General features: G+C 58.5%; 15 protein-coding genes. 10 read left to right on the top strand and 5 right to left on the bottom strand.

The window, feature by feature from the left end; all coding sequences use genetic code 11:
* Positions 1–57: 57 nt before the first annotated feature.
* Complete coding sequence (gene hemE, locus ACR0EL_RS18395; protein WP_480501516.1) at positions 58–1,092, top strand: uroporphyrinogen decarboxylase; 1,035 nt, start codon at positions 58–60, stop codon at positions 1,090–1,092.
* Between the two features lie 59 nt (positions 1,093–1,151).
* Here hemE and ACR0EL_RS18390 read toward each other — a convergent pair whose 3' ends face one another.
* Positions 1,152–2,261, bottom strand: coding sequence for a CaiB/BaiF CoA transferase family protein (locus tag ACR0EL_RS18390; RefSeq protein ID WP_480501498.1), 1,110 nt, complete (start codon positions 2,259–2,261; stop codon positions 1,152–1,154).
* A gap of 158 nt (positions 2,262–2,419) precedes the next feature.
* Here ACR0EL_RS18390 and ACR0EL_RS18385 point away from each other — a divergent pair, with 158 nt between their 5' ends.
* The 6 genes from ACR0EL_RS18385 to uvrC all read left to right on the top strand — a co-directional run bounded on the left by ACR0EL_RS18385 (position 2,420) and on the right by uvrC (position 9,093).
* On the top strand, positions 2,420–3,349 hold the full coding sequence (locus tag ACR0EL_RS18385; protein WP_353013485.1) for an ABC transporter ATP-binding protein: 930 nt from the start codon (positions 2,420–2,422) through the stop codon (positions 3,347–3,349).
* A complete protein-coding gene (locus tag ACR0EL_RS18380; protein WP_170535638.1) occupies positions 3,346–4,107 on the top strand; it encodes an ABC transporter permease in 762 nt (253 codons plus the stop codon). The genes ACR0EL_RS18385 and ACR0EL_RS18380 overlap by 4 nt, the downstream gene beginning before the upstream one ends.
* 103 nt (positions 4,108–4,210) lie before the next feature.
* Complete coding sequence (locus ACR0EL_RS18375; RefSeq protein WP_480501497.1) at positions 4,211–5,008, top strand: S49 family peptidase; 798 nt, start codon at positions 4,211–4,213, stop codon at positions 5,006–5,008.
* A 168-nt stretch (positions 5,009–5,176) separates the two neighbouring features.
* Positions 5,177–6,127 carry a calcium/sodium antiporter gene (locus ACR0EL_RS18370; RefSeq protein ID WP_170535642.1) on the top strand — a complete coding sequence of 317 codons (951 nt, stop codon included), beginning with the start codon at positions 5,177–5,179 and terminating at the stop codon, positions 6,125–6,127.
* A 21-nt stretch (positions 6,128–6,148) separates the two neighbouring features.
* Positions 6,149–6,928 carry an SDR family oxidoreductase gene (locus tag ACR0EL_RS18365; protein ID WP_480501496.1) on the top strand — a complete coding sequence of 260 codons (780 nt, stop codon included), beginning with the start codon at positions 6,149–6,151 and terminating at the stop codon, positions 6,926–6,928.
* A 290-nt stretch (positions 6,929–7,218) separates the two neighbouring features.
* Positions 7,219–9,093, top strand: a complete 1,875-nt coding sequence (gene uvrC / locus ACR0EL_RS18360; protein WP_480501495.1) for an excinuclease ABC subunit UvrC — start codon at positions 7,219–7,221, stop codon at positions 9,091–9,093.
* On the opposite strand, the gene ACR0EL_RS18355 is transcribed toward uvrC, so the two are convergent.
* Positions 9,090–9,974: a DMT family transporter gene (locus tag ACR0EL_RS18355; RefSeq protein ID WP_480501494.1), complete on the bottom strand. Its 885-nt coding sequence runs from the start codon at positions 9,972–9,974 to the stop codon at positions 9,090–9,092. The genes uvrC and ACR0EL_RS18355 overlap by 4 nt on opposite strands.
* Positions 9,975–10,144: 170 nt before the next feature.
* On the opposite strand from ACR0EL_RS18355, the gene pgsA reads away from it, so the two are divergent.
* From pgsA to ACR0EL_RS18340, 3 genes are read left to right on the top strand one after another with little or no spacing between them, the layout of a single operon-like run.
* Positions 10,145–10,813 (top strand): CDP-diacylglycerol--glycerol-3-phosphate 3-phosphatidyltransferase, encoded by a 669-nt coding sequence (gene pgsA, locus ACR0EL_RS18350; protein WP_480501493.1) that lies wholly within the window; start codon positions 10,145–10,147, stop codon positions 10,811–10,813.
* Positions 10,814–10,816: 3 nt separating this feature from the next.
* Positions 10,817–11,062 carry a molybdopterin converting factor subunit 1 gene (gene moaD / locus ACR0EL_RS18345; protein ID WP_480501492.1) on the top strand — a complete coding sequence of 82 codons (246 nt, stop codon included), beginning with the start codon at positions 10,817–10,819 and terminating at the stop codon, positions 11,060–11,062.
* Position 11,063: 1 nt separating this feature from the next.
* Positions 11,064–11,507 (top strand): molybdenum cofactor biosynthesis protein MoaE, encoded by a 444-nt coding sequence (locus ACR0EL_RS18340; protein ID WP_480501491.1) that lies wholly within the window; start codon positions 11,064–11,066, stop codon positions 11,505–11,507.
* Positions 11,508–11,517: 10 nt separating this feature from the next.
* Here the strand turns inward: ACR0EL_RS18340 and ACR0EL_RS18335 are convergent, their stop codons facing one another.
* The 3 genes from ACR0EL_RS18335 to ubiA all read right to left on the bottom strand — a co-directional run bounded on the left by ACR0EL_RS18335 (position 11,518) and on the right by ubiA (position 14,785).
* Positions 11,518–11,838, bottom strand: coding sequence for a hypothetical protein (locus ACR0EL_RS18335; protein WP_170446384.1), 321 nt, complete (start codon positions 11,836–11,838; stop codon positions 11,518–11,520).
* Between the two features lies 1 nt (position 11,839).
* Positions 11,840–13,759: an OmpA family protein gene (locus ACR0EL_RS18330; protein WP_480501490.1), complete on the bottom strand. Its 1,920-nt coding sequence runs from the start codon at positions 13,757–13,759 to the stop codon at positions 11,840–11,842.
* Positions 13,760–13,822: 63 nt separating this feature from the next.
* Positions 13,823–14,785 carry a 4-hydroxybenzoate octaprenyltransferase gene (ubiA, locus tag ACR0EL_RS18325; protein WP_480501489.1) on the bottom strand — a complete coding sequence of 321 codons (963 nt, stop codon included), beginning with the start codon at positions 14,783–14,785 and terminating at the stop codon, positions 13,823–13,825.
* Positions 14,786–14,795: the final 10 nt, after the last annotated feature.

Below are 14,795 nucleotides of genomic sequence, written 5' to 3'. Positions count from 1 at the left end.
GACAAATTGCCGCCAAAGGATGACCCCGTGAGCCAAATTGCAAACTCGGGGGCAAAGATGGCCGAAACAAAAAAGCTGCTGCGGGCGCTGGCGGGTGAAGTCCAGGACGTGCCGCCGATCTGGATGATGCGTCAGGCTGGCCGGTATCTGCCCGAATATCGCGCAACGCGGTCACAGGCCGGAGATTTCCTGTCGCTGTGCTATAATCCGGAGTTGGCTGCCGAGGTCACTTTGCAGCCGATCCGCCGATATGGGTTCGATGCGGCGATCCTGTTTGCCGATATTCTATTGGTGCCGCAGGCGCTGGGTGCTGATCTGTGGTTTGTGACCGGTGAGGGCCCGCGTTTGTCGACGGTCACGCAGCAATCGGACTTTGATGTTCTGAAGCCGGTTGCGGATATTCATGAAACACTGTCTCCGGTCTATGAAACTGTGCGGATTCTGTCGCGCGAGTTGCCATCCGAGACTACATTGATCGGCTTTGCCGGCGCGCCCTGGACGGTGGCGACCTATATGATCGCCGGGCGCGGCACACCAAATCAGGGTCCTGCGCATGCGCTGCGCGAGGGGAACACTGCGCTGTTTGAAGCTTTGCTGGATCGGATCACGCTGGCGACGATCGAATATCTCTCGGCTCAGATCGAAGCGGGTGCGGAAGTGGTCAAAATCTTCGACAGCTGGGCTGGTTCTTTGAAGGGTGAAGCGTTCCGGAAGTACGCGGTCGAGCCTTGCCGAGTGATCACCCAAGCCATCAAGGCGCGCCATCCCGATATCCCGGTCATTAGTTTTCCGCGAGAAGCAGGCGATGGTTATATTGGCTTTGCCAAAGACACCGGCGTGGATTGCGTCGCTTTGGACAATTCGGTCGCGCCCGATTGGGCGGCAGCGCATGTACAGGTAGACGGCTGTGTTCAGGGCAATCTTGCGTCCTCGCACATGGTCACAGGCGGTCAGGCGCTGGTCGATGAAACCCGGCGCATTGTCGAGGCGTTCTCAAAAGGCCCCCATATCTTTAATCTGGGGCACGGGATCACGCCGGATGCGGACCCCGAGAATGTGCAGTTGATGATCGACACTGTGCGGGGGCGATAAAGGGGGAAGGGGGCCAGCCCCCTTCTTGGCCTGCGGCCAATTCATCCCCCGGGATATTTTTAGCCAGATGAAGGATTGGATCGGCGCAAGCGGTCGAGTTCGGCTTTGATCTCGGTACTATGTTCGCCTCGGGCCGGGCTTGGTTGTGGGGTCCAGCGGCGGTTTGAGAAGCGCGGCGCGGCTGCTGCCTGAAGGGTGCCGTCGACACTCTGCCATGTTTGACGCATATCGTTCATGGGATGGGCGACGGCTTCATCCGGGCTGAGAACCGGAGCGACACAGGCGTCTGAGCCTTGGAACAAGGTTGCCCAGTGGTCCCGCGGATGTTTGCAGAATAGCTGCGCCAAGCGACGGGTCTGCTCGGGCCAGAGCGTCGGCTTGTATTGAGGTTCGAAGGTGGCGTCGTCAGACAACCCCATGATCTTCAGGAACTCGGCGTAAAATTTGGGTTCGAGACATTGAACAGTGATGTAACGCCCGTCCGAACAGGTGTACGTGCGGCTCCAATGCGGGCCGTCCAGCAGGCTTTGACCGCGTGCCTCTTGCAGGTTGCCAGTTTGGCGCATGGTCATCAGCAGGTTCATCATATGGGCCGAGCCGTCATAGATGGCGGCGTCAACCACCGTGCCTTCTCCAGTGCTTTGGGCGTTGATGATGCCTGCGAGCAGCCCTGCTACCAGATACATCGCACCGCCGCCGATATCGCCCACCAGTGTGGCTGGGGTTTGTGGAACCGCATCGGATGCTGATGCGTACCAAAGCGCACCGGAAAGAGAGATGTAGTTCAGATCATGGCCTGCGGTCAGGGCCAGAGGGCTGTTCTGCCCCCAACCGGTCATGCGCCCATAGACCAATTTTGGATTGCGCCGCAGGCATTCATCGGGCCCGAGGCCCAGCTTTTCCATCACGCCGGGGCGAAACCCTTCGATCAGCGCATCGGCGGTGTCGATCAACTGCTTTGCGGTTTCCCGATCGTCAGCGTCTTTCAGATCCAGCGCGATGGATCGTTTGCCACGGTCCAGGATCGAGCGCTCCGGCATTCCCGGTGGCGGGGTGCCGTTTTTGCGATGGATGGTGATCACATCCGCGCCCAGATCGGCCAGCAGCATGGCGGCAAAGGGCGCAGGGCCGAGCCCTTCAACCTCGATGATGCGCAATCCGTTCAGCATGTGTCGCCTCCTGTTTTGGCCGAGGTTTCCGGCGGATCGGTAAGATTGCAAGGGCGGCGATTGATCTTTCCGCAAAAATGCGGAGAACACTGTGCGGAACTGACCTGTCGCATGCTGGCAAGTCGCGATATGGTTCCGACCAGAAACGAGGGCCAGCCATGACTGCAATTTTGTCCATCAAGGATTTGCGCAAATCCTATGCCGACGGGTTTGAGGCGCTGAAAGGCGTGTCGCTGGACATTGAAGAAGGGGAAATTCTGGCGCTGCTTGGGCCGAACGGGGCGGGAAAGACCACCCTGATCTCGACGGTCTGTGGGATCACCACGCCCAGTTCCGGGTCAGTTACCGTTGGCGGCCACGACATACAGGCCGAGTTTCGCGCCGCACGCAGGATGATCGGTCTGGTGCCGCAGGAAATTGCGCTGGAGCCGTTCGAGAAGGTTTACAACACCGTCCGGTTTTCGCGCGGCCTGTTCGGATATGGGCGCGACGATAGCCGGATCGAGGAGATATTGCGGAAACTGTCGCTGTGGGACAAACGCAGCAATGCGATCAAAGAGCTGTCGGGGGGCATGAAGCGGCGGGTCCTGATTGCCAAGGCACTGGCACATGAGCCCCGTATCCTGTTTTTGGATGAGCCCACGGCCGGGGTCGATGTCGAACTGCGCAAGGACATGTGGGAGATTGTGGCCGAGTTGAAACAGGCCGGTGTCACCATCATTCTGACGACCCACTACATCGAAGAGGCCGAGGCGATTGCGGATCGGGTCGGGGTGATCGACAAGGGTGAGTTGCTGCTGGTGCAGGACAAGGACACTCTGATGGCGCAGATGGGCAAGAAGCAGATCGAAGTGATGCTGGCGGCTTCGATATCAGAGATACCTGATAGTCTGGCTGCTCATAATCTGGCCTTGAACGGAAACGGCGATGCGCTGGTTTATACATATGACACCAATGCCGATCGAACCGGGATTACGACGCTGTTGAATGATGTGGCTCAGGCCGGATTGGTCTTGCGGGACGTTCAGACCCGGCAATCCAGCCTAGAAGAGATATTCGTCAATCTGGTATCGGGAGAGCCCGCATGAACTGGTCTGCTGTCGCTGCGATCTACCGATTTGAAATGACCCGTTTCTTCAGGACTTTGGCGCAAAGCTTTCTGTCACCGGTTCTATCGACCTCGCTGTACTTCGTGGTCTTTGGCACCGCCATCGGCAGCCGCATTCAAGAGGTCGAGGGCGTGTCTTATGGTGCCTTCATCGTGCCCGGGCTGATCATGTTGTCGATTGTGACGCTGTCGATTTCAAACGCGTCTTTCGGCATCTATTTCCCTAAGTTTCTAGGCACAATTTACGAGCTGCTCTCGGCCCCGGTGAACTTTATTGAGATTGTTATCGGCTATGTGGGGGCGGCGGCGACCAAGGCCCTGTTTGTTGGTCTGGTGATCCTGATCACGGCGACATTTTTTGTGGATATCCGAATAGAGCACCCATTTGCGATGGCGGCGTTCTTGATCCTGTCCTGCCTCAGCTTCTCGCTGCTGGGTTTCATTATCGGTATCTGGGCCAGCAACTTTGAACAGATGTCGCTGGTGCCGCAGCTTGTTGTGACACCGCTGATCTTTCTGGGCGGCACTTTCTACTCGATCTCAATGTTGCCGCCGCTGTGGCAGACCATCACCTTGTTCAACCCGGTTGTGTATCTGATATCGGGCTTCAGATGGTCGTTTTACGGGCTGGCGGACGTACCAGTTGTGTTCAGCTTGCTGGCCATCGTGGCGTTCACGCTGATCTGCCTTGCGGTGATCGGTTGGATATTCAAAACCGGATGGCGTATCCGCAGCTAGGCGTTGCATTTTTGCCCGTCGACTGTGTGAATTTGGTTCACGTCGCGTTTAAGGCCGGATGAGTCCCTTGTTTACGGGTTGGGGGCACTCTACATCGGCACCCATGAAACTCAGCCTGCCGTTTGTCAAAAAACATCCCGTCGTCGCCGTCGTGCGCCTGTCCGGGGCCATCGGAATGGCCGGGCGCGGAGCATTGAACGATACCTCGCTCGCCCCTGTTTTGGAAAAGGCGTTTCGCAAGGGAAAGCCAGTTGCCGTCGCGCTAGAGGTCAACTCTCCGGGTGGCTCCCCGGTTCAAAGCTCTCTGATCGGGTCACGTATTCGGCGACTGTCTGATGAGCTCGACATCCCGGTGGTTGCCTTTGTCGAGGATGTGGCCGCCTCGGGCGGCTATTGGCTTGCGGCGGCGGCTGATGAGATTTGGGCCGATGGAAGCTCGGTCTTGGGTTCGATCGGAGTGATTTCTGCCAGCTTTGGAGCGCATGAATTTCTTGCAAAGCAGGGGTTTGAGCGGCGCGTGCATACGGCTGGCAAGTCGAAATCGATGCTCGACCCGTTCCGGCCGGAAAAGAAGGAAGACGTCAAGCGTCTGCAGGGCCTGTTGGGCGACATCCATGAAAACTTCATTGCGCATGTCAAAGCCCGCCGTGGGGACAAGCTGGACGAAAGTGCCGATCTTTTTACGGGCGAAGTCTGGCTTGGAAAACGCGCTCAGGAGCTGGGGTTGATCGAAGGCATCGCCCATCTCAAACCCAAGATGCAAGAGCGGTTCGGCGAGAAGGTCAAGTTTCGTCGTTACGGCTTGCGCAAACCGATTTGGTCGCGCTTCGGGGCCTCGCTGGCGCAAGACGCCATTGCCGGGCTAGAGGAGCGGGCGGCCTACGCGCGTTTCGGTTTGTGACGTGATCATCAAAATTGTCACCTTGTTTCTGGTTGCCATGGGTGTTTTGGCGATGTTCGGCAAGCTGCGGTTTCCTGGGCAAAAACGTTTGAGCTCGGTCAAATGTCCGCGTTGTGGCAGATTCCAGATCGGCAAGGGGCCTTGTGCCTGTGAAAAAGGAGGCCGGACATGACGGCATGGCTGCTCTCCGGCCTGGGTTTGGTGATCCTGCTATTGGCAGGCGATGCGCTGGTACGCGGAGCAGTGAACCTGAGCCTACGATTGGGGGTACCTGCCCTGATCGTCAGCCTGACCATCGTGGCCTTTGGAACCTCGGCGCCTGAATTGTTGATCGCCATCAGCGCGATTGATGAAGGTGCGCCTGGTCTTGCGCTGGGCAACGTCGTTGGGTCCAATACCGCCAACATCCTGTTGGTACTGGGTGTGCCCGCATTGCTGGCGACCCTGCACACAAGCGAGTGCGACAGCCGCAAAAGCTATGTCTTTATGTTGCTGGCGAGTGTTCTGTTCATTGGCCTGGCCTTTTGTGGTGTCTTCAACCTGTTCAGCGGCGCAATCCTGTTGGCCGCACTTGGGCTGGTTCTGTGGAACGCGTTTCGTGATGCAAAAGCACATCGCAAAGCCTGCGCGGCTGATGATGAGTTGGATGGTCTGGAAGAGGCTGATCCAGACATGCCGTATTGGAAGATTTCGATCTACCTGATCCTGGGCCTGATTGGTTTGCCGATGGGCGCGCACCTTCTGGTGGACAACGCCACAATTATCGCACGTATGTATGGCATCAGCGAAACCGTGATTGGCCTCACGCTGGTCGCGATTGGGACGTCTTTGCCCGAGTTGGCGACAACGGTTATGGCCGCGCTGCGGCGGCAGGCGGACGTGGCGCTGGGCAATGTGATCGGGTCGAACATGTTCAACCTTCTGGCCATTGTCGGCATAGCCACCTGGTTCGGCAACATCCCCGTCGACCCGGAATTCCTGCGCTTTGACCTGTGGGTGATGCTGGGGGCCTCGCTGCTGCTGATCCCGTTTGTGTTTTTCAAACAGGATATCTCGCGCATCTGGGGTCTGGTCTTGACGTTTCTTTATGCGCTTTATCTCACCGCATTGCTGATGTGATCTGACAAAGAGAGGTAGCCCATGTCCCGAGCCTTAGTGACCGGAGCCGGAATTCGTTTGGGACGAGCCATGGCGCTGTATCTGGCCAAACGCGGGTATGATGTGGCGGTGCATTATGCGACCTCGGAACAGCCTGCGTCAGAGACGGTTGCACAGATTGAAGCCTTGGGCCGCAAGGCGGTTCCGCTGCAGGCGGATCTGTTGGATGAGGCGCAGGTCGCGGCCTTGCTTCCACGCGCGGCTGAGGCGCTGGGCGGGCCTATCACCTGTCTGGTGAACAACGCCTCGATCTTTGAATATGACAACATCCACACGGCCACGCGCCAAAGCTGGGACCGGCACATCGATAGTAACCTGCGGGCACCCTTCGTGCTGACGCAGGCCATGGCAGAACAGGGCCTGCAGCCCGAAACCGATGCGCAGGGTGAACCGGTGGCGACCGGGCTGATCGTCAACATGGTGGATATGCGGGTGCGCAAGCTGACGCCGGAATTCATGACCTACACCATTGCCAAGATGGGGCTTTGGGCACTGACCCGAACGGCGGCGCAGGCGCTGACACCTGCGATCCGAGTCAACGCCATTGGGCCCGGCCCGACCATGCAAGGCCATCGACAGTCTGAGGAGCACTTTCAGGCCCAACGCGCGAGCACGGTGCTGGAACGTGGTGCGAATCCCTCGGATATCACGGCGGCACTCGGCTATTTTCTCGATGCTCATGCGGTCACAGGGCAGCTTTTATGCGTTGATGGCGGGCAGCATCTGGGGTGGCAAACCCCCGATGTTCTGGGCGTAGAATAGGTAAATCCGCTGCAAGTTTTGCACCGCTCGCTTTTCTGTTACATGCGCGTTACAAAAATGTCTTTTTTTTCATGTACTTGCTAGCGCCTCAAAAAAATAGCGTTATAAAACAAAGCACTAGGATAGCGCCTAATTTTTGTGCAAATCGGCGAACTGGCAATGAATCAAGGAAGATTCCCAGATCAGGGAAACTTATCTGCATACTTATCCACAGAAACCGTGGATTTGTTTTCTCTTGAACTGTGGTCCACAAGATTGCAGCCAATGCCAGAGAATCATATCTCAGAGCTATGACCGGCCCAAGCGAATCGACCTCGGACACTCAGCCAACCGGCTACGCCTGCATTCAGCGCTATGTGAAGACGCTGGACAGTTCGCCTGGCGTCTATCGGATGTTGGATGCCGATAGTCGGGTTTTGTACGTGGGCAAAGCGCGAAACCTGAAAGCGCGGGTGTCGAACTACACGCGCCCGGGGCATTCCGGTCGGATCGAGAAGATGATCGCTGCGACCGCATCGATGATGTTCCTGACCACTCGGACCGAGACCGAAGCGCTGCTGCTGGAGCAGAACTTGATCAAGCAGCTCAAGCCCAAGTACAACGTGCTGCTGCGCGACGATAAGAGTTTCCCGAACATACTGGTTGCCAAGGATCATGCCTTTCCGCAGATCAAAAAGCATCGTGGGGCGAAGAAGGAAAAAGGCACGTATTTCGGCCCCTTCGCCAGCGCGGGTGCGGTGAACCGGACGCTGAACCAGTTGCAAAAGGCATTCCTGCTGCGCAATTGCTCGGATTCCATGTTCGACAGCCGGACGCGACCCTGTCTGCTGTATCAGATCAAACGGTGTTCGGGGCCGTGTGTTGGCCTGATTTCCGAGGGCGACTACCGCGAAAGCGTCAAAGATGCGGAACGGTTCCTATCGGGGCGATCCACCAAGGTGCAGGAAGATCTGGCCGACCAGATGATGGCTGCGTCCGAAGCGATGGAGTTCGAACGCGCCGCCGGATTGCGTGATCGTATACGGGCGCTGACACAGGTGCAGACCAGCCAAGGCATCAACCCGCGCGGCGTGACCGAGGCGGATGTGATTGGCATGTATATGGACAGCGGTCAGGCCTGTGTTCAGGTGTTCTTCATCCGCGCCAACCAGAACTGGGGGAACAAGGACTTCTACCCTCGGGTCGGGGCAGATGTGTCCCCCGCCGAAGTCATGGAGGCTTTCCTCGGTCAGTTCTATGACAATAAGGAACCGCCACGTCAGTTAATTCTGTCGGATGGGATCGAGAACGCTGATCTGATGCAGGAGGCGCTGACTGACAAAGCAGGTCGCAAGGTTGAAATCCTTGTGCCTCAACGCGGTGAAAAGCAGGAGCTGGTCGCCGGAGCCCTGCGCAACGCGCGTGAGTCGCTGGCCCGCCGCATGTCCGAAAGTGCCACGCAAGCCAAGCTGCTGCGCGGTGTGGCCGAAGCGTTTGACCTGGATGCGCCTCCGGCACGGATCGAGGTTTACGATAACTCTCATATCCAGGGCACCAATGCGGTGGGTGGCATGATCGTGGCAGGGCCCGAAGGGTACATGAAAAACGCCTATCGCAAGTTCAACATACGTGGCGATGACCTGACACCCGGCGATGACTTTGGCATGATGAAAGAGGTTCTGACCCGACGCTTTACGCGCCTGCAAAAGGAAGACCCGGATCGCGACAAAGGCATGTGGCCGGACCTGTTGTTGATCGACGGTGGGGCCGGACAGGTGAGCGCAGTGCAAGAGATCATGGAGCAGTATGGCGTTGAAGACATCCCGATGGTTGGTGTCGCCAAGGGCGTCGATCGGGACCACGGTAAGGAAGAATTCCACCGCATCGGTCAGCGCCCCTTTGCCCTGAAACGCAACGACCCCGTATTGTATTTCATTCAACGTCTCAGGGATGAGGCACACCGCTTTGCCATCGGCACTCACCGTGCGAAACGCGCCAAGGCCGTTGGGGCGACGCCACTGGATGAAATTCCCGGCGTGGGTGCAGCGCGCAAACGTGCTTTGCTGACCCATTTCGGCAGTGCCAAGGCGGTCAGCCGCGCCAATCTGGCGGATCTGAAAGCGGTCGAGGGGATCTCAGCCGGGTTGGCGCAAAAAGTCTACGATTTCTTCCACGACAAAGGCTAGGTCCGTCGCCCGCGCCACAGGATGTAAAGCCCAGATGCCACGATCAGCGCGCTGCCGATCCACATGGTCTGATCCAGATGCTCGCCAAAGAAGATCACGCCCAACGCAACCCCGAACAGCAGGCGCGAGTAGCGGAAGGGCGTCACGGCCGACACTTCTCCGATCCGCATGGCCTTCATCAGCGACGCGTAGGCAATGGTTCCAAGTACCACGGCGCCGGTCATATGCAGGCTTGTGTCAAGGGGTAGCGATACAATGGGTACTTGTTCCCAAAAGCTATAGGCAAACCCCGCGATGATCACACAGACGAAGCCATAAAACCCTAGCACTTCGGTGCTCAGACTGGCCGGTGCCGCCCGGCTGGCCAGATCACGCCCGGCAAATCCCAACATCCCGAACACGGCAAGCAAAGATAGGACGCTGAAGCTGTCACCTGTTGGTTGGATGATGATGACAACACCGATCAGACCCACAAGAATGGCACTCCACCGCCGCCAGCCAACGGTTTCGCCGAACAGCAGCGCGGCGCAGGCGACAACAACAAGCGGTGTGGCTTGCAGAATTACTGTGGCCGAGGACAATGGGGTCAGCGTGAAGGCCAGGATGTAGAACAGGCGCCCCAGAATTTCAAAAACTGCACGGATTTTCATTGCAGGCGACAAGACGTCGGGCTGCCACAGGCGTGTGCCACGCGCCCTGGCGACGCTGGCAAAGATCAGCGATCCGCCCAGCCCGAACAGGACAAGTGTTTGCCAGATGGGCAAGGCCAAGGCGGTGGCTTTCAGCAGCGCATCCTCCAGCGCGAAACACGCCATCGCCCCGATCATCCAGGCGCTGCCGATCAAATTTGCGCGCGCGTCCGTTTCGATATGTGCGGTCATTCTGTGCCCTTGGCAAATTCATCCGCAATCTGACGTCATTCCGGCCCTGGGCCAAGGGCGAAAAAGCGTGCATCTGGTCGGCTGTGCCACTTTGACCAAGCCTCTGGGATTGGTGCGGTTTTTTAACCCTTTGTCTTTTCTGTCCTGACCCGGCGATGTAGGGTTTACCCATGAAGTGGAACTTGCCGAATATTCTGACCTTGCTGCGCCTGCTGGCGGCCCCCGGTCTGGCCGTAATGTTTCTGTATTTCACCCGCCCTTACGCGGATTGGTTTGCGCTGATCCTGTTCATGACTGCGGCGATTACAGATTGGTTCGATGGCTATCTGGCGCGGGCGTGGAAGCAGGAAACCAAGATTGGCGCGATGCTGGACCCGATTGCCGACAAGGCGATGGTAGTGATCGCACTGATGATTCTTGTCGGCTATTCGACCGAGCATTGGACACCGTGGCTGGTTCTGCCCGCTACCGTGATCCTGTTCCGCGAGGTCTTCGTCTCGGGTCTGCGCGAGTATTTGGGCGATGTTGCTGGGACGCTCAAGGTCACCAAACTGGCCAAGTGGAAGACAACCGCGCAAATGGTAGCGATTGCGATCCTGTTCTCGCAGGGTATTTTCGAGCACTATTTTGTGATGGCCACGTTCGGGATGGATGCGATCACCATTGATCAGGTTTTGACCGGCCAAATAGAGGATGTGAACAACATAGGTTGGACGCTTGAGGGTATGTATTGGTCAGGCCAGATCGGCCTGTGGCTGCTGTGGATCGCTGCGGCCCTGACATTGATCACCGGCTATGACTACCTACGTAAAGCCATGCCTCATCTGAAGGAGAGCTAACCGATGGACGTGCTGTATTTCGCCTGGGTGCGCGAGCGGATCGGCTTGCCGAAAGAGAAGGTCGAGACAGACGCAGCGACCGTGTCGGAACTGGTTGCAGAACTCAGCGCACGTGAAGAGCGCTATGCTGCTGCATTTGCCGATATCTCTGCCCTGCGGGTGGCGTTGGATCAGGAACTGTCGGATTTCGATGCACCCTTGGACGGTGTGCGCGAAGTGGCGTTTTTCCCACCCATGACCGGCGGCTGACATGCGTATCGTCGTTCAGGAAGACCCGTTCGATCTGGGGGCCGAGGCCAACGCCTTCGCCACTGGGGGTGACGCCAATGGCGCCATCGTGACCTTTACCGGCGTGGTGCGCGATTTGGCCTCGGGCGATCTGGATGTGATGGAGATCGAACACTATCCGGGCATGACCGAACGTGCCCTGACCAAGATCGCAGAAGAGGCGCAGGCGCGCTGGTCATTGGGGGATGTGCTGGTGATTCATCGCTATGGGCGGTTGTCCCCAGGAGACCGGATCATGATGGTGGCCACGGCTGCCCCGCATCGCAAGGATGCGTTCGAGGCGGCCGAGTACCTTATGGATTACCTAAAATCCCGCGCGCCGTTTTGGAAGAAAGAGATCACGCGCTCAGGCGCGGAATGGGTTGCCGCAAAGGATGAGGACGAAGAAGCGCTGACTCGCTGGTAGTCGTGGACTATCAGTCCGCGTTGTTGATGCGCCCGCGCAACTCCTCAGCCTCTTGCCTTGCCGCGCGCAACCCGTCCATGGCGGCGGCCAGTTCGGCTTCGGTCTGGGTCAGTTGGTTGGTCAGTTCTGCCTCGCGCTGTTGCAGGTAGGTGATCGCCTGATCGCGCGTCTCTTCGGCTTCGTGCAGTTCCTGGCTCATGCGGTCCAGATCGGCCACGTCGCTTTGACGGACCCGCGACAGGCGATGTGCCAGCCAGTTGGCGAACCAGCCCATGCAGAACGCCGCGAACAAGATGATGGCTGTGGCGATGATGAATTCGATTCTGTTCAACTTACTGGTCCTCTGCATCCGCATCGGGTTCTGATGCGGTCGTGTCGGTCTGCTCTGCCGCGCCTGTCTCGGACTCAAGCGCTTCCAGCCCTGTCTCGGTGTTCTCGGTGGGCGCAGGGCGGATCAGACGAAACTCGATCCGGCGGTTTTCTTCACGGCCCGCTTCGCTGTCATTGTCGGCGATGGGCTGCGTTTCACCATAGCCAACGGCTGTGTAGCTTGAGGTTGGAATCCGCCGTCCGCGCAGCTCGTTCAAGATGGATTGCGCGCGCGCCTGGCTAAGTTGCTGGTTCATCTCTTCGCGGCCTTGACTGTCGGTATGACCCTGAATCTCCATCCGGATTGGACCACAGTCGCGCAGGATGTCGGCGATCTGATTAACTGTATCGCGCGAGTCGCTTGCAATTGTAGCCGAGCCGGGCTCGAACGCGATCTTGCTGGCGGACTGTATCTGGGCGATCTGTTCTTCGCATTGCTCCGGGTCGGGCAGGGCGTCCTCAGGCTCGGGCGGCTCCACGTAGGTGATCGACAGGCTGAATTCTTGCGCGTCGCCCAGTTTCTCGGACAACAGGCGCGCGATCCGGGCCTTTGCCTCTTCGTCATGGCTGATGCCGTGCAGGTCGACCGTCTCCGTCGTGACGGTCAGCGCACCGTTGTGAAGCTGAGACAGCGCCTCAAGCCCGGCCAGCACGCGCACGGGCCAGTCCCCCGGAAGGTCGGGAACAACGCGGGTGGCGGTGTGCACCTGTTCCGAGCCAAAGGTTGCGCGGGCATAACTGTCGACCATGTCGCGCAGTGTTTCGTCACCGACCCGGCCGCGCAGTTGCACAAGGCCCTCGGGGCTGCGGGTAGCCGAGAATTCGGTGGGTTCGTTTGCCCCCTCCGCCTCTGGTTCCGGCAGAACGGCGTGCAGGGCGAAGACCTCGGGCAGGGCGTTTTCCAACTCGCCCACCACACGATCAAACACGTTCGGATTTGTGCCCTGCGCAGCGATCAGGGTCATATCTGCGTCTGATATGGTCAATGACCCCTGGCCGATTTCCGCCAATGCCTTGATTCCCAGCGAAGCCGCCTCGGGCCAGCGCGGCGTAGGGACGCCCAGGCCAATGGTACAGCTAAACGGGGCGGTTAAACCTGCGGATTGAGCCGCTGCCATGATTTGATTACGGGCTTTTTCATCCTGGGCCGAACACGCATCGAACTGCCCGCCATCAGTCCCGATGAGATATCGCAGCGTGAAGGGTGTGATCACTGGACGCGGGGCCGAGATCGACAGGCCGATCTGCAAGCTGGGCGGGGCAGCGCGGGTCAGCGCCTGCTCCAGCCGTTCTTTCTCGGCCTGACTGTCCGCAATCGCCGTCACCCGGACCAGCCCTGGGCTGGCCGATATTTTGGCTCGGGGCAGTCGTGACAAGGCGCTGATCGCATAGGTGATGGCATCGTCCCAGCCATCTGGCTTGGGATAGTCCGCAGTTTCCATCAGATCCGACACTGCCACAGTCGGGTCCAGATCGTTTAACCTGTCGACAAGTTCCTCCCGATCCTCGCTAGCTGGGATCAGGCCGATGATCGATATACCGCTGTCATTGCGCAGGATCTCAGTCGAAAAGCGGGGCGCGGCCAGAGCGGTGGTCAGGGTGACATCCATCTCGTCGATGACGCGCGAGGTATCGACCTCGGTGCCTGCGGCGGTTAGAGCGTTGAAGCGTTTGGCCTCGTCCGGTGCGGTCCCGGTCAGAACAACGCGCAACCCGTCGGATTGCACTTCGGCCCAATCGTGGCCGTTCAGGTCCAGCGCGCGGCGCACCGCAAATTCCGACGTTTCCTCGATCTTTGTGACGGCAAAACTGGCTGCCAACAGTGAGAGCCCCGCAGACACAGCAAAGATCAGGGAAACAGACAGAACATAGGGCAGACGCATGTGCGGGCTTTGAACTCCTCGGGCGTTTGGCGAACTCTTACAGACCCCGGCCAGCAGGTGCAATCAGAGCAGCAATGCAACGCAGAGGAATATCAGCGGAATAAGGCCGGTGTCCCGGTTGGAATGGAACAGTTGCAGCAGCTTTCTATTGTCTTCGATATCCAACCCGCGCAACTGCCACATCATGTGCCAACCCATGGCCCAGGGGCCGCCAAGGGCGATGACCAGTGCCAGAATAGATGCGTGGGGCACCATGGCGTCCACAATCGCCAACCCCATCAGCGCAACTGTGGCCACCAGAAAATATTTGAGCCAATTTGCGGTATCGGTACCAAACAGGCGTGCTGTGGATTTGATGCCTACAAGCTCGTCATCTTCCGCATCCTGATGCGCGTAGATGGTGTCATAAAACAACGTCCACGCAATCCCCGCCAGATAGAGCGTGATTGCGGGCCATCCCAAACTGCCCGTGTGGGCCGCCCAAGCCAGCAAAGCGCCCCAGTTGAATGCAAGGCCCAGAAACACCTGTGGCCACCATGTGAACCGTTTGGCAAAGGGATAGATCGTCACGGGCAACAGCGACAGGACGCCCATCGCAATTGCCGCTTGGTTGAAGCTGAGCAGGATGCCCAGAGCGAGCACACATTGCAGGATTATCCAGATCACAGCTTGCCGAACGGTGACCTGCCCGGATGGCAGAGGGCGCGACCGCGTGCGCTCCACTTGCGCGTCAAACTCGCGATCCGTGATGTCATTCCATGTGCAGCCCGCCCCGCGCATCAGGAAGGCACCCAGTGCACAACCGATGGCGATCCACAAATCTTCGAGCCTTGGTTGCCCGTCATGCAAAATTGCGAGCGCCAAACCCCACCAACAGGGAATCAGCAGCAGCCATGTTCCGATAGGCCGGTCTGCGCGGCTGAGGCGCAGGTAGGGGCGGGTGAAGTCCGGGGCATATGTGTCTACCCAGTTACCGCTTACGGCATCAGCGACCTGACCATCTGGTGTTGGGGCATTGCCTTGCATATGTAAGGCC

The sequence above is a fragment of the Ruegeria sp. AH12 genome (assembly GCF_056541465.1).
Note: the sequence above shows the minus strand (reverse complement) of the source record. Positions and strands in the feature narration are given on the sequence as shown.